This window comes from Streptomyces axinellae, from assembly GCF_039532135.1.
Lineage (GTDB): Bacteria > Actinomycetota > Actinomycetes > Streptomycetales > Streptomycetaceae > Streptomyces > Streptomyces axinellae.
In genome coordinates this window covers 24,542-44,680 of the sequence record NZ_BAAARJ010000025.1, presented here as the reverse complement: position 1 = coordinate 44,680, position 20,139 = coordinate 24,542, and the positions used below count along the sequence as shown (strand labels likewise).

The following is a 20,139-nucleotide window of genomic DNA, read 5'->3' as shown; positions in this document are numbered from 1 at the left end:
ACGCAACGAACGCGACCTTCCGCTTCCATCGACTTCGGCCCGCCGCCCGGTCGGGCTGTGACCGCACAGACCCGGCGGGCCGGTCCCCGCCCCCCGGCGGCGACTTGTGCGCGCGACCGGGGCGAGTGAACTCCCTCCGGTCCGGTTCCGTTGTCCCGCTCGACAGTTCCGGGCGGGGAGGCAGGACCCTCGCCCGGCTTCCGCCGTCGGGACTGTCTTCTGTTCCCGATCAGGAGGAGAGCACATGCCGGACCGAGACCCCATAAGTGAAGCAGCCGGTGAAGTGGCGTGGTTCCTCTCGGGGATCAAAAACCGGGGCGCCCGCAAGGTCGTGAACCACCAACTACGTAAGTCCAACGCCGGACTTGACACCGCGTGGAAGGAGTTGCGCGAGTGGCGGAAGGAGGGGGAAAGGATACGGGCGAACAAGAGCAACAACAGCCCGGAGGAGTGGGACCGCCTGTGGCAGAAGCATGAGGAAAGGGGACAGCAGGCATTCGAACGGGAGAATGGAGCGAGGCAGGCGTACCGGGATGAGTGGGCACAGGTATGGGAACGAATGGGAAAGCTGAGGGCCCCCAGCGTTCTGGCAGAGCAGATGAAAGCGGTGCGAAGGATCTCCGGGACGCGACGGGCGAATCTGCTGGAAGCGGTACGCGCCCGGTATCCGGATGAACCGTCCCTACTGGAGCGTGCGGGCGCGATCACACCGCAGAGCTCCCTCGGCGCGCAGTCCTCCGCTTACGCCCTTCCGGTGCCCGACGCCGTCAAGCACATCGCCGCCGCCATCCGTTCGACGTCTCCCACCGGCGCGGCCCGGGCATCAACGCAGACGGCGGCGGCCGGCCCCTCCAGCCGGCCCTCCCTTGAGTGGCAGGGGCCCTGGAACTCGACGAGCAGGAGCAGGAGCAGGAGCAGCGGCAGGAGCAGCGGCAGGAGCTGACGCCCCCCGAGGGAGGACACAGGCCGGTGGCCTCGGACGCGACGAGCGCGCGCCGAACCGGGGCCGCGGGCCGGGGGTCATCCGGGTGGTGACCGGCTACGCGCCATCGGGGTCGAGCAGCCCGAGCCGTTGCCCCCTGCTCTCGGCGACGCGGATGACGCTCCCGAACGCGCGCACGGCCGTGCCCAGCGTGAGCCGCAGCGCGAGCGGCCCGGCGGCCGGGTTCGCCAGAACGTCCTCGGCCTCCGCCAATACATCCCATCCGTCCGCCACTTGGCACGCCTCGACGGTGTCCGCGATCGCCGAGACGGGACCACCGCCGCCCTCCGCGCACAGCGGCACGTAGCAGGGTTTTCCCGTGTCGGACGTCCATGGCAGCAGCCGCATGTCGCTGCGCTGATACGTGTTCGTGCCGGTGGTCACATGGGTCACATCGTGCTCCTTCTCGCCGGAGCCACCATCGTGGAACCCAGTGCGGGCCGCGCGCGACGACACAGAAGGTGTCCGAGAGACACCACGCAGGACGTCAAACCGGTGTCATTGACGGGTGCTCACGTCTAGCGTGGGAGTCATGACGACAGCGCAACCCGTCCCCAACAACACGCTGCGCGCCGTGCGCATCGGACTGCGGCTCAGCCAGGACGACTTCGCCAAGGAGCTACGGAAGGCCGGCGACGAGGCCGGGGAGCCGAACGACGCCAGCAAGCGGCTGGTCCAGCGCTGGGAGGCCGGGGTCAGCCGCACACCGAGGCAGGTGTACGCGCGAGCCCTGGAGCGGGTCACCGGGCATCCGGTGGAGGCGCTCGGGTTCGCTCTGCCCATGCCCGGGGTGCACATACGGGATGACGGCCGGGGCGGACACGACCTGGAGCCCGGCCCCGACGGCGTCGGCGCCCCGCTGCCGGGCGTCGGTGCAGCGCATGCCGCTGCGGCGGGCCGGCCCCCGCAGCGGTACGGAGGCGTCTGGCTGAGCCGCTACGAGTACTTCAGCTCGGGGCGCGACAGCACGTTCACCGGGGCCCACCACCTGGTGCTCGTCCAGCACGGGAACCGGCTCACCGGCCAGTCCCTGCCCGGTGCCTCGGCCAATCCGGACTCGCCGCTCGCTCTCGACCTGAGCGTCGAGGGAAACGTGGTCACCGGCACCTGGACAGAACGGACGGCCCCGGACGGCTACTACGCCGGGGCCCGCTACCACGGCGCCGTACAGCTGCTGGTCGAACCCACGGGGCGCAGGATGACCGGCAAGTGGCTCGGGTTCGGCAAGGACTTCGACGTGAACACCGGGCCGTGGGAGCTGGTCTTCCTGGACGGCTCAACAGGCAAGGCGGCGCTGGAGCGCTACAGCAACCCGCCCCGGTGAGCGAAGCCCACCATCACGCGCACGGCGCACCGCCGTGCGCGTGGTAGCACTGTGGGCATGACGCGCAAGGCCACGGAACGGGCCGGGTATCACCATGGGGACCTCCCCGCCGCTCTGGTGGAGGCGGCGATCGAGCTGTTGGACGAGCGCGGGATGGAGCGGGTGACCGTACGGGAGGTCGCGCGCCGGGCCGGGGTGTCGCCGGGGGCGCCGTTCCGGCACTTCGCGGACCGGCAGGCGCTGATGACGGCGGTCGCCGACCGCGTACTCGCCGAGTTCGAGGAGTGGCAGACCGGGCAGCTCACGGACGTCGAGGGCTCGTTGATGTACGCGCTGGGGCTGGGCTTCGTACGGTTCGCGATCCGTCACCCGCACCGCTTCGAGCTGGTCAAGAGCCGGGTCTTCAGCCGCAGTCGGCCCACCGAACTGCACCAGCGGCTCTCGGACATCGAGCAGGGGCTGACGGATGTCATCGTCGCCGACCAGGAGTCCGGTGTGCTGCGGCCGGGTGATCCGGCGGCGGTGGGGCTGGCGGGGCAGGTCGTGGTCTACGGGCTCTCCCAGATGATCCTCGACGGGTATCTGCCGCCGGAGAAGGCGGAGGAGCTGGCCGCGCAGGTCCTGGAGACCTTCGGCGCCGGTATCGCCAACGCGCGTGATTCCTCGGGGCGTTGACCTCTTGACCCTCTTTCCTCGGCTGATGTAATCATTGATTACATCAGCCGAGGAGGCCCGATGCCCGTACCGCGTGCGCCGCGTACGTTCCGCGCACCCGGGGCACCCCGTGTGCCCCGCGCACCCCGTGTGCCCCGGTTTCCGGATCCGGCGGCCACCGGAACCGTGGCCGTCGAGGCGACTCCCGCCGACGCGTACCGCGTCGTGAGCGATCCGGCCGTCATGGCGCGCCTGGCCGAAGAGGTCCAGCGTGCCCGCTGGCTGGGCGGGGCCACCGCCGCCACCGTGGGCGCCCGCTTCCGCGGCCACAACCGCAACGGCCCGCGCCGCTGGTCCACCACCTGCCGCGTCACCGACGCCGAACCGGGCCGCCGCTTCGCCTTCGAGGTGACGGCGCCGCTGGGCATCCCCATCTCCCGCTGGCAGTACGACATCGAGCCGGCCGCCCACGGCTGCACCGTGACCGAGACCAACTGGCTGCGCGTACCGCTGTGGTTCATCCCGGCGGCCGTCACCCTCACCGGGGTCCACGACCGCGTCGGCGCCAACAGCGCGCACATCGCCGCCACGCTGGGCCGGCTGAAGGGGTATCTGGAGGCGTCGGCGGGCGCCGGGCGCTGACCGGGGCCGCGCGGGCAGTGGCCCCGGGCGCCGGGCCCCGAGAAGACTCCCGCCACGGCCGGATCAATCCTGGCAGGTCGAACGGCCGAGGCGGGCGCCAGTAACAGCACACCAGGAAGGAAGACCCGCACATGGAAGATGTACGCGGCTTGCTCACTCCTGACGCGGCCAGGGGAGTCGTCGCAACGGTCATGGACAACAACCCCGGCATGGACGAGCCTACGGCCCGGCGGGTCGTGGACGAAGCCCTGAGGTTCGTCGTGACCGCCGCGACGTTCCCCACAGCGACCGTCAGGCCCTCACCCCTGGTGGACGAGGGCTGGCACGCGCTGATCCTGCACACGGCGGTCTACGCCCGACTGTGCGCGCGGCTCGGTCAGTTCGTACACCACTACCCCGATGCGCCCGACGCCGACGACGCCGCTCACGCCGACCCGGACGCGCACCTGGGGACCGTGGCCCTGATCGAAGAGGCCGGCCTCAGCGCCGACAAGGAACTGTGGGCTCCCCCGAAGGGGGACCTGGTACCGGCGGGCGGCAAGTGCCGCCGCCGTAGTTCCTGTTCGGGCGGTGGCTGCACCACGTCGTCCTGTAGCTCCTCGTGCGGGTCCTCCTGCGGAGGGGGCGGCGGCGACTGACCCCTCCGGGGTCGCCGGGGGCGGCGGGGCGGCGGCGTGCAGGGGGGCCGCCGCCCCGTCCCGTTTGTGCGGTGGTGCGGTGGCGCGCTCGCGCGCCCGCGGTGGTGCGGATGCGGGCGGCATTACCTCCCGTAACCGCGCAGCGCGATCAACTCTTCTGGATAATTACGTGGAATCAGGCATCCCCCCACAAGTCAGCATTCCCCGGCGCCCAACTCCCGCCACTTGTCAGCGCCCTGTAACAAATCCCCGGAGTAATTTGGCCGGGCCGCCGCCCGCGTGCTTGGCTGCGAAGACGCGTTCGAGCCGATCCTCGACGCAGACCACGGCTTTTTCCGCGGTGACATATTCGGTCGCGGAAGAAGCGGTGCGGGTATTGTCCCCTGGTCTTTCCGCTTGTCAGCCGGCCGCGACCACCGGTGCGGCGGAACGGGCCCACATTCCCGCCCGCGGAATACGGCGGACACTTTCGGGTATTCGCCACGCACGAAAGCAAGGGAGCAGCAGAATGCGCAAGTTCAAGCGCGCCGCGATTGTCGGTGCCGGTCTCCTCGCCTTCTCCGGCCTGGGCGTCGGAGCCGCCCAGGCTCTGCCCGACCCCGGCCAGTACATGGTGGGTGACACGTACAAGGAGCCCACCAAGGCCGCGTGCGAGGCGGACGGCAACTCGTGGGAGGGCGTCGGCGACTTCTCGTGCCTCGGCCCCAACGATGACGGCTCCTACACGCTCCGCATCGACTCGATCGACCCGCCGCCGCACGGCTGATGAGGGCCTGACCGCCCCGGCCCGACGGAAGCGAGCCCGCCCCGCCGGCCCGGCGGCACCGGACCACACAACGGCGCCCCCGACTCCTCTCCCGGAGCCGGGGGCGCCGTTGTCGGCGCCGGGGCCAAGGGACGACGCGGCGTACACCGCCGCTGCCGCGGCCGAGCGCGTGACCACACCCGTGACATCGACCCCGGCGTCCGCCAGGTCACGCGAAGTTGGCTTCTTCCCCGGCGGCCCGCTGAAGCCGGGCCGGCTCCCCGGCCAGGGCCGGCGCCGTCTCCGTAATCGTCCGTGGCCTCGGCCTGCCGGGCGAGGTCCTCCATCCGGCGCGCGATGCCCAGCCGCTCGGCGGCGCTCGGCCGGTTCGCGGGGAGGGTCAGGGGAGGCGGCGGGTGGGGGTGGTGTGGAGCCAGGCTTGGATGTTTTCCACCGCCTGGGTGTAGTAGGTGCGGTAGTTGTCCTCGGTGACGTAGCCGAGGTGCGGGGTGGCCAGGAGGCGGGGGGCCGTGCGGAAGGGGTGGGCGGGGGGCAGGGGTTCCTGGTCGAAGACATCGACCGCGGCGCCCGCGATCGTGCCCGCGTGCAGGGCCGCCAGGAGGGCGTCCTGATCGACGATGGCGGCGCGGGAGGTGTTGACCAGGTATGCGCTCGGCTTCATCGCGGCCAGCTCGTCCGCGCCGAGCAGGCCGCGGGTGCGGTCGCTGAGGGCGAGGTGGACGGAGACGAAATCGGCGGTCTCCAGCAGTTCGCGCAGGGAGGCGGCGCGCTCGGCGCCGGCCTCCTCGGCGCGCTCCTGGGTGAGGTTCTGGCTCCAGGCCAGCACCTGCATGCCGAAGGCGGGGGCGATACGGGCCATCCGGCCGCCGAGCTTGCCGAGTCCGAGCAGGCCGAGGCGGCGCCCGTTGAGGTCGGTGCCGACGGTGCTCTGCCAAGGGCCGCCCGCGCGCAGCGCCCGGTTCTCCGTCACGAGGCCCCGGGCCAGTCCCAGGATCAGGGCCCAGGCCAGCTCGACCGGCGGCGTCTGTGTGCTGGCTGTGCCGCACACGGTCACGCCGTGCGCCTCGGCGGCGGCGTAGTCGATCACCGTGTTGCGCATGCCGGAGGCGATCAGCAGCTTGAGCCTGGGCAGGCGGGCGAAGAGCGAGGCGGGGAAGGCCAGGCGCTCTCTGAGCGTGACGGCGATGTCGAAGTCGGCGAGCAGCGCGGCGAGTTCGTCCTCGGAGGCGGGGTGTTCGGCGAAGCTGACGACTTCCACCTCGCCCGCGAGCGGGGACCAGTCGGCCAGCGTGGTCGCCACGGACTGGAAGTCGTCGAGGACGGCGCAGCGCAGGGTCATCTCGGTGTCTCCGTTCGTCTTCCGATCGCCGGTCGGTCGCCGGTCGGTCGCCGGTCGGTCGCCGGTCGGTCGCCGGTCGGTCCGTCGCCGCCCCGTACCGTAGCCGTTCACGCCCCGCCGTCCGCGAGTGCGTCGCACAGGGCGTTCAGGGCCGCTGGATACGCGTGTTCGGGCGGGGCGCCGTAGCCGACGACCAGTGCGGGGCGCGGGGTGGTCAGGGGTGGTGCCTGGGGGTGGCGGAAGCTGTTGAGGGGGTCGAGGGCCACGCCGTGCCGGTGTGCGGCGCGGAGTACGGCTGCCTCCTGGGCATCGGGCGGGAGTTCGAGTACGGCGTGGAGTCCGGCGGCGATGCCGGTGGCCCGTACGCGCGGGACGCGTGCGGCCAGCGTCGAGACCAGCCGGTCGCGGCGGTTCCGGTAGCGGGTCCGCATCGCGCGGACGTGCCGGTCGTAGGCGCCGCGTTCCAGGAAGTCGGCGAGGGTGAGCTGGTCGAGGGCGCCGGTCGTCCACTCGGCGGGCGTCTTGGCCGCGAGCACCGGGTCCACGAGGTGGTCGGGCAGCACCATCCAGGCCAGCCGCAGCGCGGGGGCGAGGGCCTTGCTGGAGGTGCCGAGGTAGGCGACCCGGTCCGGGTCGAGCCCCTGGAGGGCTCCGACGGGCTGGCGGTCGTAGCGGAATTCGCCGTCGTAGTCGTCCTCCAGGACGAGCCCGCCGGTGCGTGATGCCCAGGTGACGATGGCCGCCCTGCGGTCGGGGTGCAGCGGGACGCCGGTGGGGTACTGGTGGCCGGGGGTCAGCAGGACGGCGCGGATGTCCGCGTCCGCGGGACGGCACGGGGAGCCTGCGCCGGACGCGTCCGCCCCGGCCGCCCGCCCCCCGGTGGCCTCCGAGAATTCGTCACCGGTCGAACCGGTGACGCTCGCAGCACTGTCCCCCGGGCCGCGCGCGTCCAGACAGATGGTGCGGGCGCCGTGGCTGTCGAGCGGGAGGGGGCGGGTGCGGGCGCCGGGGGCCTCCAGCAGGTCGCGGTGGAAGGAGAGGCCGTACTCCTCGACTGCCACGTCGCCGTCCAGTACCCGCGCCAGCAGGGCGAGCCCCTGCGCGAACCCCGCGCAGATCACGATGCGCTCCGGGTCGGCCCGCACTCCGCGCGCCCGCGCGAGGTAGTCCGCCAGGGCGCGGCGCAGCTGGGGGGTGCCCCGGTGGTCGCCGTGTGCGAACGCGTCGGCCGGTGCCGCCGTCAGCGCGCGGCGTGCCGAGGCGAGCCACGCGGAGCGCGGGAAGGCCGACACGTCGGGCGTGCCGGTGCGCAGGTCGTGCACGGGACGCCGCCGCCAGCGCTCCTGGCCGGGCAGTTGGGGGCGTGTACGGGGCCCGGCGCGCGGACCGCGCGGCGGCGGTGCGGGCTGCGCGCGGTGTGCGACCCGGGTCCCCGAGCCCTGGCGCGCGGCCAGCCACCCCTCGGCGACGAGTGCGGCGTAGGCCCCGGCGACGGTGTTGCGGGCCAGCTGGAGGTCGGCGGCGAGGGAGCGGGAGGAGGGCAGGCGCGTGCCGGGTGTGAGCCTGCCCGTGCGGATGGCGTCCCGTACGGCGTCGATGAGCGCGGTGCGCGTCCCGTACGCCGCGCGCCCGCCCGCGCCCGCCCGCCCCGTACCGAGGTCGAGGTGGAGGTCGGCGCCGAAAGCGGCCCAAGGCTCCGAGCTGGCCCAAGAAGGTGACACGGAAATGGACCATATCCGTGCGCCAGTGCGCTCTAGAGTCGAGGGCATGACGACAACACCGCGCATGGAGATGTGGAAGGTCGCGCCCGCCGTGGCCAAGGGCATGTACGCCTTCCAGAAGGCGGCCACCGAGCAAGGACTGGACCCTGTCGTCCAGGAGCTGGTGAAGATCCGCGCCTCGCAGCTCAACAAGTGTGCCTACTGCCTGGACATGCACCTGGCCGACGCCCGCAAGAACGGCGAGGACCAGCTCAGGCTGGACCTGATCGTCGCGTGGGAGGAGGCCGGTGACCTGTTCACCGAGCGGGAGCAGGCCGCCTTGGCGCTGACCGAGGCGGTCACCGTACTGACGGACGGCCATGTGCCCGACGAGGTCTACCAGCGGGCCGCCACGCACTTCGACGAGAACGAACTGGCCGCGCTCATCGCGCAGATCACCGCCATCAACGCCTGGAACCGCTTCGCGGTCACCACCCGCGCCGTCCCCCAGACCCTCGCCGACCGGCGGAACGGCTGACACCGGTCCCGGCCCCGGGCCGGGGAAAGAGGGAAGGGGAAAGGGGGGAAGGGGGGAAGGGGGGGAAGGCGGCGGGCGGGTTCAGGTGCGCGGGGGCAGCGGGGCCACCGTCAAGAGCGCCGAGAGGACCAGGACGGCGCTGAGCGCGGCCAGCTCCCAGGCCGTGGGCCGCAGCACCTGCGTATAGCTCGTGCGCGCGCCGTCGCGCAACAGCACACGGCGGGCGAACACGGCGCAGAGCGCGACGAGGGCGACCGCCGCCAGCTTCACCAGCAGGGTGCGTCCGTACGCCGAGGTCAGGGTCTCGGCCAGGGGCAGCCGCCGCAGCGTGCTGAGGATGCCGGTGACGCAGATGGCGGCGAACAGCCAGAACGCGCGCTTCGCGTAGGCGGCGAGCAGCGCGCGGGCCGCGCCCCGTTCGCCGTGCCAGGCCCGCATGGTGCGCAGCACCTGGATGAGTCCGCCGGTCCACACGACGGTGGAGGTGAGGTGGACGAGGGTGAGGGCGACGCCGAGGGCGGGGGTGTCGGCCTCGGGGTGCGCGCGCAGCGCCTCCCCGAGGATGACCCCGGCGAGCGGCGCCGCCGCCCATACGGGGCGGCCGAGGAAGACGCAGAGCCCGGCGAGCAGAAAACCGTTGGCCTCCAGGAAGGCCAGCAGTCCGGCGCGGGTCGCGTAGATCTCGGAGAGTTCGGGCAGCCCGGCGGTGAGCCGGCCGTCCCCGGCCGCCGCCATGGAGGCGAGCCCGAGTGCGGCGGTCATCCCGGCGAACGCCGCCACCGCCGCCCACTCGCGCGGCTGCCGGGGCCCGTTCGCGGGAGCGGAACCGGCGCCCGCACCCGGCTCGGCTCCGGCTCCAGCTCCGTCAACGGGCAGCGTGCGGGCCACGCCGCGGGCCAGGCGTCTGCCCGCGATCTCGCCGAGCTGGACGCACAGCGCGACGAAGAGGACGGAGCGCAGCAGCGCCGTGGCGCCGCCGCCGGGTATGTGGATGTCGCGGGTGCTGTCGGTGGCCAGGTCGGTGCCGGTCAGCGCGAGCGCCACCAGCGGGACGGCGCAGCCGCACACCAGCAGCACGGGCAGCAGCCGCCTGCCGGATCGCCGCGCCCGGTGCCGCCCCGCTGGTGGCGGGACAGGGACGACGCGGGCAGGGGCAGAGACTGGGACAGGCGGGGCGTGCGGCGACGAATCGGACTGGCTCACAGCGCAATTCTGCCCCAGGCCCCGCGACCGGGATCAGCCGTCCTTCAGCCCCCAGAGCCACACCTTCCAGACACCCGGATTCCCCTTGACCCACTTCTGCGCGGCGGCCTGCGGCGAGAGCCCGTCCTCCTCGATCATCTTGGCGACCGCGCCCTGGTCGTTCTCGCTCCACTGGAAGTTCTTGAGGAACTTGGCGGCCTTGCCGCCGTTCTTGGAGAAGTCGACGGACAGGAATTTCTTGAGGGGATTCTCGGGGTAACCGCAGTTCACCGTCTTGAGGTTGTCGTCACAGCCGCCGTAGTGCGCGGGCAGCTGGACCTCCTTCAGCCGGGCTTCGGTGCTGAGCCAGTGCGGGCGCCACCAGTAGGTGAGGAAGGGTTTCCGCTGACGGGTCAGCTCCTGGATCCGCGCGATCTGCGCCTTTTCCGAACCGGTGTACACCGTCTTGTAGTTGAGTTTAAGGTTCCGGATGATCGCCTCGTCATGCGTGAGGAATTCCGGTGAGCCTTCGAGGAGCTGGCCGCGGGTGCCGGTCTTGGCGGTGCGGAACAGCGGGGCGAAATCGTTGAGTTTCTTCCAGTTGGTGATCTGCGGGTGCTTGTCCACCAGATATTGGGGGACATACCAGCCGATCTGCCCCGTGACGCCGACATCTCCGGCGCGCATCACGCTCTTCTTCTTGAAGACGTACTTCTTCTCCAGGAGCGGGTGGCCCCAGTCCTCCAGGATCGCGTCGGCCTTGCCGTTCCCCACCGCGTGCCAGGCGTCTTTCTCGTCCAGCTTCTTGGTGGCGACGTCGTAGTCGAGTTCGGTTTCGAGCAGGTATTTCGCGACGGCGACGTTCGCCTGTCCGCCTACCCAGGTGGGGTTGGCGAGAACGACGGAACCGGCTGTGTCGGACGATTCGCCGGAGCACGCCGCGAGCCCGAGGGGTGCGAGCAGGGCGAAGACGGCGGCGATCGCATGGCGACGGGATATCAGGGACATTTGCGCGCAGATCCTGGGGGTGAGGATGCCGGTACTTGACCGCCAAGATCTTAACTGCCCCCGGAACATCCAGGGTTCCGGGGGCAGTTGTGTGTTCACAAGTCGGACGCGGGCTCACCCGCGCGCCCGGCACGCGGCACGCGGCACGCGGCACGCGACACGTCACCTTGCCGCGACACGTCACCTCGCCGCCGCGGCCGTCATCTCGACCACGGAGGGCCGGGCAACGCGCCGTGCGTCACTTCTTCTTCGGGATCCACTTCTCCCACGTGGACTTGTTGTCCTTGATCCACGCCGCAGCCGCATCCTCCGGGTCCATCTTCTTCCCGGCGATCATTCCGGCGACCTTGTTCTGGTCCTTGGTGGTCCACTTGAAGTTCTTGATGAACTTCGCCGCGTCGCTGTCGCCGTCGGCGAAGTCCTTGTTCATGAACTTTTCGAGCTGGTTGGTCTCGTAGCCGCACTTGGCCTTGGAGGCGGGCAGCTCACAGCCCTGGGTGTACTTGGGCAGCGGCACCTCGACCATGTCGATCTGCTCGTTCATCCACTGCGGCTGCCACCAGTAGGTGAGGAACGGCTTTTTGGCGTCGTACAGCCGCTTCAGTTCCTTGAGCTGGGCGGCCTCGGCGCCGGAGGGGATGTGCTTGAACTTCAGTCCCAGGTTCTTGATGAGTTCCTTGTCGTGCTGCGAGTACGAGGGGGCGGCGCCGATGAACTGTCCCAGGTCGCCGCTCTCGGAGGTCTTGAAGTCCTTGTAATGCTTGTTGAGGTTCTTGTAGTCCTTGATGATGTCGGGGTGCTTGTCGGCGTAGTACTTCGGCACGAACCAGCCGATGTGGCCGACGACGCCGAGGTCGCCGCCGGAGACGACGGTCTTCTTCTCCTCGACGTACTTCTTCTGCTTCTTCGGAACGCCGTGCCAGTCCTCCAGAATGGCGTCGGCCTTGCCGCTGTTGAGCGCGTCGAAGGCGACGGGCTCGTCCATCTGCTTGGCCTCGACCTTCACGTCCAGCTCGTCCTCAAGAAGCTTCTTGACGACGGCGGCGTTGGCGGTGGCGCCCACCCAGGAGGGCTCGGCCAGGACGACCTTCTTGTCGTCGCCGCCCGCGTTGGTGTCGGCGGCGCAGCCGGTACCGGCGGCCAGGACGCCGAGGATGCCGACTCCGGCGAGGGCGGTGGTGCGTATGCGCTTGGTATTCATCTGTGCGGTTCTCTTTTCGTGAGGGACGGACCGGGGCGAGGAGATCCGTCGGAACATTCCATTCCGGAAGACGATCCGGGGGTCGGGGGCCGGGGGCCGGGGGCCGGGGGCCGGGGGCCCGGGGACCCCGGCCCTCCCGGGGGCTCACGCCCCCTCGCGCCCCTTGGTGGGCTGGGAGAGGCGGTCGAGCATGATGCCGAGGCAGACGATGGCCACACCGGCCGGGAAACCCTGGGACAGGTCGCCCTTGGACAGGCCCTGCACGACCATGTAGCCGGTGGCGCCGCCGCCGATGAGACCGGCGATGACGACCATGGACAGCACCAGCACCACGCCCTGGTTGAGCGCCACCAGCATCGACTTGCGTGCCAGCGGGAGCTGCACGCCGAGCAGTTGCTGCCTGCCGGTGGCGCCCAGCGAGGTGGACGCCTCCATCGCGGCCGGGTCCACGTGGCGCAGCCCCTGGGTGGTGATGCGGATGACGGCGGGTGCCGCGTAGATGACGGCGGCGAGGATGCCGCCGGTACGGTTCTGGCCGACCAGCGCGATCACCGGGATCAGGTACACGAACTGCGGCATCGTCTGCATGGTGTCCAGCACCGGCCGCAGGATCCGCTCGGCGCGCTCCACCCGGGCGCACAGGATGCCGGCCAGCACGCCGACGACGACGGTGAGGACGAGGCCGGCGAGCACCTGGGAGAGGGTGTCCATCGCGACGTCCCACAGCCGCATCCAGCCGATCAGCGCCAGGCAGATCACGCCGGTCAGCGCCGCGCGCCAGGTCCCGACGATCCAGCCGACGACGGCGACGAGCAGCGCCAGCGCCCACCAGGGAGTGGCCAGCAGGCCGTCGCGCAGCGGATTGAGGACGTAGTCGGTGAAGCCCTCGGCCCAGGTGATGGTGCCGCCCAGGACGGGGATGCCGGAGCCGAGGTGGTCGGTGATCCAGTTGATGCCGGTGTCCAGGGAGTTGGCGATGTCGATGGTCCAGCCGTCGGGCCACTCCTCGTCGCCCAGCGACGAGCCGATCGCGGCGAAGACCGCGACCAGCACGACGATCAGACCCCACACGGCCAGCCGCAGCCGGGCCATGGTGCGGGAGATCCCGGCCTTGACCACGTCGTCGAGACGCTCGCCGGCCGCCGCCGTCGTACGGTCCAGCAGGACGGCGATCAGGACGACGGCGATGCCCGCGATCAGCGCCTTGCCGATCTTCAGCCCGCCGAGCGCCTGGTAGATCTCGTCACCGAGGCCGCCGCCGCCGATGAGGGAGGCGAGGACGACCATGGACAGACACATCATGATCGTCTGGTTGAGGCCGAGCATCATCTGCCGCCGGGCCAGCGGCAGCCGCGCGGTGACCAGCCGCTGCCAGGCGCTGGCGCCCAGCGAGGTGGACGCCTCCAGCGCGGCCGGGTCGGCGGTGCGCAGCCCGAGCGCGGTGAGCCGGGCGATGGGCGGCGCGGCGTAGATGACGGTGGCGATCAGCGCGGAGGGCACGCCGATGCCGAACATCAGCAGCAGCGGCAGCAGGAACGCGAAGGCCGGCATGACCTGCATGGTGTCGAACACCGGGCGCAGGAGCCGCTCGCAGCGGTCGGACAGGCCCGAGGCCAGGCCGAGGAGGAAGCCGAGCACGGCGGCGCTGAGGACGGCGACCACCATCAGCGACAGCGTCTCCATGGTGGGCTCCCACAGGCCCAGCACGCCGCAGATCGCGAAGACGGCCAGCGCGGTCGCGCCCGTGCGCAGGGCGCGCGCGGAGAGGTTGGCGCCGCCGGCCGCCCAGGCGATCAGGGTGCCGATGACGGTGACGCCGACATAGCCCATGGAGTCGAAGAGGCTGGTGATGCCATCGACCGAGAACTCCGCCGCGTTGGAGAAGTGCAGCAGGAAGTACAGGAAGATCCAGTGCGTCTCGCGGTTGTCGACGAGCCAGTTGTCCAGGTCGTTGAGCGGGCTCTTCACATCCGCGGTGAGCGCGTGCGGCCAGGTGCCGGAGCCGGTGACCAGTGCGCTGATGACGACGACGAGGACGGCGACGGCCAGCGCGACGGCCTTCGGGTTGCCCATCAGGCGGGCGAGCGCCGAGGGCGGGCCGTCCGGGGTCCCGGGCGCGGGCGCGTGGCCGGGTTCGGCGGCGGGCCCGGCGGGCCGGGCCGCCTCGTCCTTGGTCAGGGTCGGGGAACTCATATCCGTCCCCCTCCGGTGCGGGCCGCCGTCGCGGCGGTGTACGAGGCCGCGTGCGCGTCCGGCTGCGGGACCGTATACGGGAGTGTGCTCATACGGCCGCCACCTCCCGAGCCTTGCCGCCGTCACCGTCGCGCGGGGTCTCGCCCGGGCCGCCGTCGGCGCCGTCCGCGCGCTCCGCGTCGAGACCGGCGACGACGCTCAGGAGGCTCACGTGATCGACGACGCCGAGGGTGCGGCCGTCCTCCACGACGCGGCACAGGGCGCCGCTGCGCGCGACGGTCTCGATGGCGTCGGCCACCAGGGTGTCGGGCGAGATCTCGGTGCCGGCCTCCGCCTCGTCGGCGCCGGCCGGGCGCATGGCGCGGCGGACGGAGATGACCTGATCGCGCGGCACGTCGCGGACGAAGTCGCGCACGTAGTCGTCGGCCGGGTTGGCGACGATCTCCTCGGGGGTGCCCAGCTGCACGATGGCGCCGTCCCGCATCAGCGCGATGCGGTCGCCCAGGCGCAGGGCCTCGGACAGGTCGTGGGTGATGAAGATCATCGTGCGGCCCTCCTCGCGGTGGAGCCGGATGACCTCCTCCTGCATGTCGCGGCGGATCAGCGGGTCCAGCGCGCTGAACGGCTCGTCGAACAGCAGGACCTGCGGGTCCACCGCGAGCGCGCGGGCAAGGCCGACGCGCTGCTGCTGGCCGCCGGAGAGCTGGCCGGGGCGGCGCTCGCCCAGGCCCTCCAGGCCGACCTTGGCGACCATCTCGGCTGCGCGGGCGCGGCGTTCGGCCTTGCCCATGCCCTGGATCTCCAGGCCGTAGGCGACGTTGTCGGTGACCGAACGGTGCGGCAGCAGGCCGAAGTTCTGGAACACCATGGCGGCGCGGTGCCTGCGCACCTCGCGCAGCTGTTCCTTGTCCATGCCCAGGACGTCCTCGCCGTCGAGGAGGACCTCACCGGCGGTGGGCTCGATCAGCCGGGTCAGGCAGCGCACGAGCGTGGACTTGCCCGAGCCCGACAGGCCCATGACCACGAAGACCTCGCCCTTGCGCACGTCGAAGGAGACATCGCGCACGGCGGCCGTGCAGCCGGTCCTCTCCCGCAGTTCGGCCTGGGACAGGCCGGTCAGCGAGGCGTCGTCCGGAATCCTGGCCGCCTTGGGGCCGAAGACCTTCCACAGGCTGCGGACGGAGAAGACGGGGGACGCGGAGTCTCCCCCGCCGCCCCGCGCGCTCCCGGCGCTCTCGGCGGCGGTGTCCTCCGCCGCGGCGTCCTCGGCAGCGCTGTCCTCAGCTGCGGCAGCTGCGGCTTCTTCCGCCGCGGTGCCTTCCGCCGCGGTGCCTTCCGCTGCGGCTGCGGCCGTGGCCTCAGTGGCCGTGGCCTCGGGGGACTCGGACATCACGCAACACCTCCCGGTGCCGTTGTCTCTCGTTGGTCGGTCGCGGTGGTCCGAAGAAGACCGGCCGCCTTCTCGCCGAGCATCAGCACGCCGATCATCGGGTTGACGGCGGGCATGGCCGGGAAGACGGAGGCGTCCGCGATGCGGATGCCCTCCAGACCCCGGATGCGCAACTGCGGGTCCACGACGGCGAGTTCGTCGTCCGCCGCACCCATCCGGCAGGTCCCGGCCGGGTGGTAGACGGTGTGCGCGACCTTGCGGGCGTACTCGCTCAGGGCCTCGTCCGAGGTCACCTCGGGGCCGGGGCAGACCTCGCGCTTGAGCCACTTGGCGAACGGCTCGGCCTGCGCCACCCGGCGGGCCAGCTTGATGCCGTCCACCAGGGTGCGGCCGTCGTAATCGTCTTCGTCCTCGAAGTACTTGAAGTCCAGCGCCGGTTTGACCTGGGGGTCTGCCGAGGTGAGGTAGACCCGGCCACGGCTGCGGGACTTGGGGATGTTCGGCGTCATCGACACCCCGTGCTCGGGCCGCTCGTAGCCCAGCCGCTCGGGGTTGTCGGTGAAGGGGATCTGGTAGAAGTGGAACATCAGGTCCGGCCCCTCGTGCGCCGGGTCCCGGCGGACGAAGAGGCCCGCGTCGGAGTCCATCGCGGAGTTGCCGGGCAGTGGGCCGTGCGTCTCCCACACGATCACCGACTCGGGGTGGTCCATCAGGTTCTCGCCCACGCCCTGAAGGTCGTGGACGACGGGGATGCCGAGGGCTTCCAGGTCCTGCGCGCGGCCGATACCGGAGTGGTTGAGCAGCCGGGGCGTGTCGATGGCGCCCGCGCTGACGATGACCTCGCGCCCGGCGCCGATCAGCTTCTCCTCGCCGTCCTTGGTGCGCACCCGCACCCCGGTCGCGCGGCGGCCCTCCAACTCCAGCTTGCAGGCCCAGGTCTCCAGCAGGATGTGCAGGTTGGGGCGGTCACCGGCCTCGATGTGGGGGTGGAGGTAGGCGACGGAGGCGGAGGAGCGCTTGTTGTCCTCGGGGTGGTAGGAGAGGTCGAAGAAGCCGACGCCCTCGGAGAAGGGCTGGTCGTTGAAGCCGACGACCTCGGGGATGTCCAGCGCGTCCTTGGCCGCGTCGATCCAGTCCTGCGCGATGGGGTTCTGGTCCTTCTTGGCCACGCGCACCACGTTGTTGCGCAGCTTGGCGAAGTAGGGGTCCATCGCCTTGGCGCCCCAGCCCTCGGCCCCGGCCCGCTCCCACTCGTCCCAGTCGGAGGGCAGGGGCTTGAAGGAGATGAGGGTGTTGTGCGAGGAGCAGCCGCCGAGCACCTTGGCGCGGCTGTGCAGGATGTGGGAGTTGCCGCGCGGCTGTTCCGTCGTCGTGTACTCGTAGTCGAGTTCGCCGCCGAGCAGGCCCAGCCACTTGCGCAGGGTGAGGACCTCGGGCCGGTCGATGTCGGTGGGGCCGCCCTCGATGAGGGCGACGGTGGTGTCCGGGTCTTCGGCGAGCCGCGAGGCGATCACCGATCCGGCCGTGCCGCCGCCGACGATCACGTAGTCGTAGCTGGACATGGACATAGGGGACTTGCTCCTTGGGGTTCCACACGCTCACGGGGTGCTGCGGTCGTGCAGGGTGGTGCTGTTCCTCAGGGTTTTTCTGTTGTGCGGAGGTACGGCTGTTACTCAGGGGGTGACACCAGGGGTGATGCCAGGGGTACTGCGAACTGCTCGTGGTACTCGTGTGCCCGGGGTGCCGGGCTGCGGGGGGGGGTGGTACTTACGGAAGTACGAGGTGCTGAGTGCGGGATGCGGGAGATACGAGGCGTGCGGGGTGTACGGGGTACGGTGCGTCACGACCGGTGCACGGGAGGGGGGTCTCGCACCGTGCGGGCCGGCCGCGACAGCGACACATCGGGTCAGCGCGTCAGCCGGCGAACCAGCGGACCGGGCCCGGACGCAGGTTCTCGTACACGTGCTTGGTCTCGCGGTATTCGGCCAGACCATGCGGGCCCAGTTCGCGGCCGACGCCCGACTTGCCGAATCCTCCCCACTCGGCCTGCGGCAGGTACGGGTGGAAGTCGTTGATCCACACCGTGCCGTGCCGGAGCCGGGCCGCGACCCTGCGCGCCCGTGCCGTGTCACTGGAGAAGACCGCGCCCGCGAGGCCGTACTCGGTGTCATTCGCCAGCGTTACAGCTTCGTCCTCCGTGCTGAAGCTCTCTACAGTCACGATTGGGCCAAAGGTCTCCTCCCTGATGACCCGCATCCCGCGGTGGCAGTCGTCCAGCACGGTCGGGGAGTAGAAGTACCCCTCGGCGGGCCGGAGTTCGGAGGGCTCGGGCCGCTCGCCGCCGCAGCGGAGCACGGCGCCCTCGGCCAGCGCGGAGGCCACGTAGTCCTCCGTCTTGGCGCGCTGCTGCTCGGAGACCAGCGGCCCGCACTCCACGCCGTCCTCGGTGCCCCGGCCCAGGCGGATGCGCTGGGCGCGGGCGGCGAGTTCGGCCACGAAGCGTTCCTTGACGGACTCCTCGACGATCAGCCGGGCACCGGCCGAGCAGACCTGGCCGCTGTGGATGAACGCCGCGTTCAGCGCCTGATCGACGGCGGTGTCGAAACCCTCTTCGGTGGCGCAGGCGTCCGCGAAGACGACGTTGGGGTTCTTGCCGCCGAGTTCGAGCGCGACCTTCTTGACGGTGGGCGCGGCGGCCTGGGCGACCTTGGTGCCGCTGGCCAGTCCGCCCGTGAAGGAGACCAGGTCCACCTCGGGGTGCTCGGAGAGCCGGGCGCCCACGGGGTCGCCCGCGCCGGTGACCAGGTTGGCCACCCCGGCCGGCAACCCGGCCTCCACCAGCAGCCTCACCAGGTGGATCGTGGACATCGGGGTGATCTCGCTGGGCTTGATGACGAAGGTGTTCCCGGCCGCCAGCGCCGGGGCGACCTTCCAGCTCGCCTGGAGGAGGGGGTAGTTCCAGGGCGTGATCATGGCGCAGACGCCCACGGGTTCGTGGACGACGACGCTGTGCACATCGGCGCTGCCCGCATCGACGACACGGCCGCCGGACTCGTTCATGACGAGGTCGGCGAAGTAGCGGAAGGCGTTGGTCACATCGTCCACATCGACGCGGCCCTCTTCGAGGGTCTTGCCGGTGTCGCGGGACTCGACCAGCGCGATCTCCTCGCGGTCCCGCTGGAGCAGGTCCGCCACCCGCCGCAGCAGCGCGGCCCGTCCAGCGGTCGGGGTGTGCGGCCACTCCCCCTGGTCGAAGGCGCGACGGGCCGCGGCGATGGCGGCGTCGGTGTCCGCTGCACCGCCCTCGGCGACGACGGCGAGCGTGGTGGCGTCGGCGGGGTCGAGGACCTCGCGCGTCCCACCGGCCGTGGCCGGCCGCCACTCGCCGTCAATGTGCATGCTCTCCACTACGGACACCTTGGGTACTGCCTTCCGTACTTCCATAACCGCTGCTTTCTTCCGGGTGGTGGCCCGGTGCCCCGTTGGGGGGCTTTTGCCACGCCCTAGGGCAGATGGCAAGTCGGAACCCTGCCCCGTCCTTCCGATCTCATGTCCTGAATTCGCTAACAAGTGGGCTTCATCACCAGCCGACATGCGCCGGGCCGACAGTCCTCGTACGGTAAACGGGTCTATGTCCGCATAAGCCAGGTCAGCAACGGACTCCGTACGGGCCTGCACACCCACGGCGGATCGGAGCCAGACACATGCGAAAGCAGCACCGCACAGCACTGGTCGTGGCCGTATGCGCTGCGACGACGGCGGGAGGCGGGCTACTGACGCCGGCGAACGCGACCCCGCAGAGCAGCAACGCCACAGAGCGTGACCGACCGGATCTCTCCGACCTTTCCGGGGAAGAAATCGCCGAAAAGGCATCGAAGCAGCTGAATTCTTCGAGATCGCTGCGCCTGAAAATGGAGGCCCCCGACCTCCGGCTGAATCTCTCCCTCGACGACAAAGCGAATTGCTCGGGAAAGGTGGAGGTACCCGGAAGGGGCTCGATCCGGCTGATCAAGCACGGCGACACGATCTGGCTCCGGCCCAGCACCGCCTTCTGGACCGCGCAGCTCGGCCCCGAGCACGGCCCGGCGGCGGCCCGCGAGTTCAAGGACCGCTACATCAAGGGCACCTCGCGCGACGACGCACTCGGCGGCAAGGGCCTGGCCAAGGCGTGCGACCTCGACGCCTTCCGCGCCGCCTCGGGCGCGCTGTCCGCGCCGGGCCCGCACTGGAAGCGGGGCCACACCTCGGCGGTGGGCGGCCACCGCTCCGTACCGGTGACCCGCACCCAGGGTGACATCCGCGTCCGGATGCACGTCTCGGCCCACGGCAAGCCCTATCCGCTGCGACTGGAGCGCAAGGCGGGCCGCGACCACGACAAGATCACCCTCAGCCGCTTCAACGACCGCGTGCCCTCGGGCACGCCCCCCGATGAGCGCACCGTCTCCGTACGGGAGCTGAAACGGCACTTCGGCAAGGACCGGCAGGAGAAGGAGCCGCCGTCGGAGTCGGCGTGAGGCGCCGCTCGATGCGAGGCGGTCTCCGATGTGGGGCGGTCTCCGTGTGAGGCGCCGGGGCCTCCGCG

The 20,139-nt window shown here is 71.0% G+C and carries 18 protein-coding genes; 8 read left to right on the top strand and 10 right to left on the bottom strand.

Annotated features, from left to right (window positions below):
• The first annotated feature begins 244 nt into the window (after positions 1–244).
• Positions 245–943, top strand: a complete 699-nt coding sequence (locus ABD339_RS29615) for a hypothetical protein (RefSeq protein WP_344570222.1) — start codon at positions 245–247, stop codon at positions 941–943.
• 96 nt (positions 944–1,039) lie between these two features.
• Here the strand turns inward: ABD339_RS29615 and ABD339_RS29610 are convergent, their stop codons facing one another.
• Positions 1,040–1,375 (bottom strand): hypothetical protein, encoded by a 336-nt coding sequence (locus tag ABD339_RS29610; RefSeq protein ID WP_344570221.1) that lies wholly within the window; start codon positions 1,373–1,375, stop codon positions 1,040–1,042.
• Positions 1,376–1,514: 139 nt separating this feature from the next.
• On the opposite strand from ABD339_RS29610, the gene ABD339_RS29605 reads away from it, so the two are divergent.
• The 5 genes from ABD339_RS29605 to ABD339_RS29585 all read left to right on the top strand — a co-directional run bounded on the left by ABD339_RS29605 (position 1,515) and on the right by ABD339_RS29585 (position 5,006).
• A complete protein-coding gene (locus ABD339_RS29605; RefSeq protein WP_344570220.1) occupies positions 1,515–2,306 on the top strand; it encodes a helix-turn-helix domain-containing protein in 792 nt (263 codons plus the stop codon).
• Positions 2,307–2,363: 57 nt separating this feature from the next.
• Entirely contained in the window at positions 2,364–2,981 is a 618-nt protein-coding gene (locus ABD339_RS29600) for a TetR/AcrR family transcriptional regulator (RefSeq protein ID WP_344570219.1), read from the top strand.
• A gap of 60 nt (positions 2,982–3,041) precedes the next feature.
• Entirely contained in the window at positions 3,042–3,602 is a 561-nt protein-coding gene (locus tag ABD339_RS29595; protein ID WP_344570218.1) for an SRPBCC family protein, read from the top strand.
• 131 nt (positions 3,603–3,733) lie between these two features.
• Complete coding sequence (locus ABD339_RS29590; RefSeq protein WP_344570217.1) at positions 3,734–4,240, top strand: glycine-rich domain-containing protein; 507 nt, start codon at positions 3,734–3,736, stop codon at positions 4,238–4,240.
• Between the two features lie 508 nt (positions 4,241–4,748).
• Positions 4,749–5,006 (top strand): hypothetical protein, encoded by a 258-nt coding sequence (locus tag ABD339_RS29585; protein WP_344570216.1) that lies wholly within the window; start codon positions 4,749–4,751, stop codon positions 5,004–5,006.
• 379 nt (positions 5,007–5,385) lie between these two features.
• Here the strand turns inward: ABD339_RS29585 and ABD339_RS29580 are convergent, their stop codons facing one another.
• Together ABD339_RS29580 and ABD339_RS29575 are read right to left on the bottom strand one after the other, a co-directional pair.
• Positions 5,386–6,345 carry a D-2-hydroxyacid dehydrogenase family protein gene (locus ABD339_RS29580; protein WP_344570215.1) on the bottom strand — a complete coding sequence of 320 codons (960 nt, stop codon included), beginning with the start codon at positions 6,343–6,345 and terminating at the stop codon, positions 5,386–5,388.
• A gap of 107 nt (positions 6,346–6,452) precedes the next feature.
• On the bottom strand, positions 6,453–8,066 hold the full coding sequence (locus ABD339_RS29575) for an aminotransferase-like domain-containing protein (RefSeq protein ID WP_344570214.1): 1,614 nt from the start codon (positions 8,064–8,066) through the stop codon (positions 6,453–6,455).
• A 46-nt stretch (positions 8,067–8,112) separates the two neighbouring features.
• On the opposite strand from ABD339_RS29575, the gene ABD339_RS29570 reads away from it, so the two are divergent.
• The gene (locus ABD339_RS29570; RefSeq protein ID WP_425576137.1) at positions 8,113–8,583 is read left to right on the top strand and encodes a carboxymuconolactone decarboxylase family protein; all 471 of its coding nucleotides are present in this window, start codon (positions 8,113–8,115) and stop codon (positions 8,581–8,583) included.
• An 81-nt stretch (positions 8,584–8,664) separates the two neighbouring features.
• Here ABD339_RS29570 and ABD339_RS29565 read toward each other — a convergent pair whose 3' ends face one another.
• From ABD339_RS29565 to ABD339_RS29535, 7 genes are all read right to left on the bottom strand, one after another.
• Positions 8,665–9,786 carry a CopD family protein gene (locus ABD339_RS29565; RefSeq protein WP_344570213.1) on the bottom strand — a complete coding sequence of 374 codons (1,122 nt, stop codon included), beginning with the start codon at positions 9,784–9,786 and terminating at the stop codon, positions 8,665–8,667.
• Between the two features lie 33 nt (positions 9,787–9,819).
• Positions 9,820–10,773 carry a glycine betaine ABC transporter substrate-binding protein gene (locus tag ABD339_RS29560; protein WP_344570212.1) on the bottom strand — a complete coding sequence of 318 codons (954 nt, stop codon included), beginning with the start codon at positions 10,771–10,773 and terminating at the stop codon, positions 9,820–9,822.
• Positions 10,774–11,011: 238 nt separating this feature from the next.
• The gene (locus tag ABD339_RS29555; RefSeq protein ID WP_344570211.1) at positions 11,012–11,974 is read right to left on the bottom strand and encodes a glycine betaine ABC transporter substrate-binding protein; all 963 of its coding nucleotides are present in this window, start codon (positions 11,972–11,974) and stop codon (positions 11,012–11,014) included.
• Positions 11,975–12,118: 144 nt separating this feature from the next.
• Positions 12,119–14,167 (bottom strand): ABC transporter permease, encoded by a 2,049-nt coding sequence (locus ABD339_RS29550; protein WP_344570210.1) that lies wholly within the window; start codon positions 14,165–14,167, stop codon positions 12,119–12,121.
• Positions 14,168–14,255: 88 nt separating this feature from the next.
• Entirely contained in the window at positions 14,256–15,557 is a 1,302-nt protein-coding gene (locus ABD339_RS29545) for a quaternary amine ABC transporter ATP-binding protein (RefSeq protein ID WP_344570209.1), read from the bottom strand.
• A complete protein-coding gene (locus tag ABD339_RS29540) occupies positions 15,557–17,119 on the bottom strand; it encodes a GMC family oxidoreductase (protein WP_344570250.1) in 1,563 nt (520 codons plus the stop codon). Before ABD339_RS29540 ends, ABD339_RS29545 begins: the two co-directional genes overlap by 1 nt.
• 352 nt (positions 17,120–17,471) lie before the next feature.
• Positions 17,472–19,001: an aldehyde dehydrogenase family protein gene (locus ABD339_RS29535; protein WP_425576136.1), complete on the bottom strand. Its 1,530-nt coding sequence runs from the start codon at positions 18,999–19,001 to the stop codon at positions 17,472–17,474.
• 260 nt (positions 19,002–19,261) lie between these two features.
• Between ABD339_RS29535 and ABD339_RS29530 the strand changes: the two genes are divergently transcribed.
• Positions 19,262–20,071: a hypothetical protein gene (locus ABD339_RS29530; RefSeq protein WP_344570208.1), complete on the top strand. Its 810-nt coding sequence runs from the start codon at positions 19,262–19,264 to the stop codon at positions 20,069–20,071.
• The last annotated feature ends 68 nt before the right edge of the window (positions 20,072–20,139 follow it).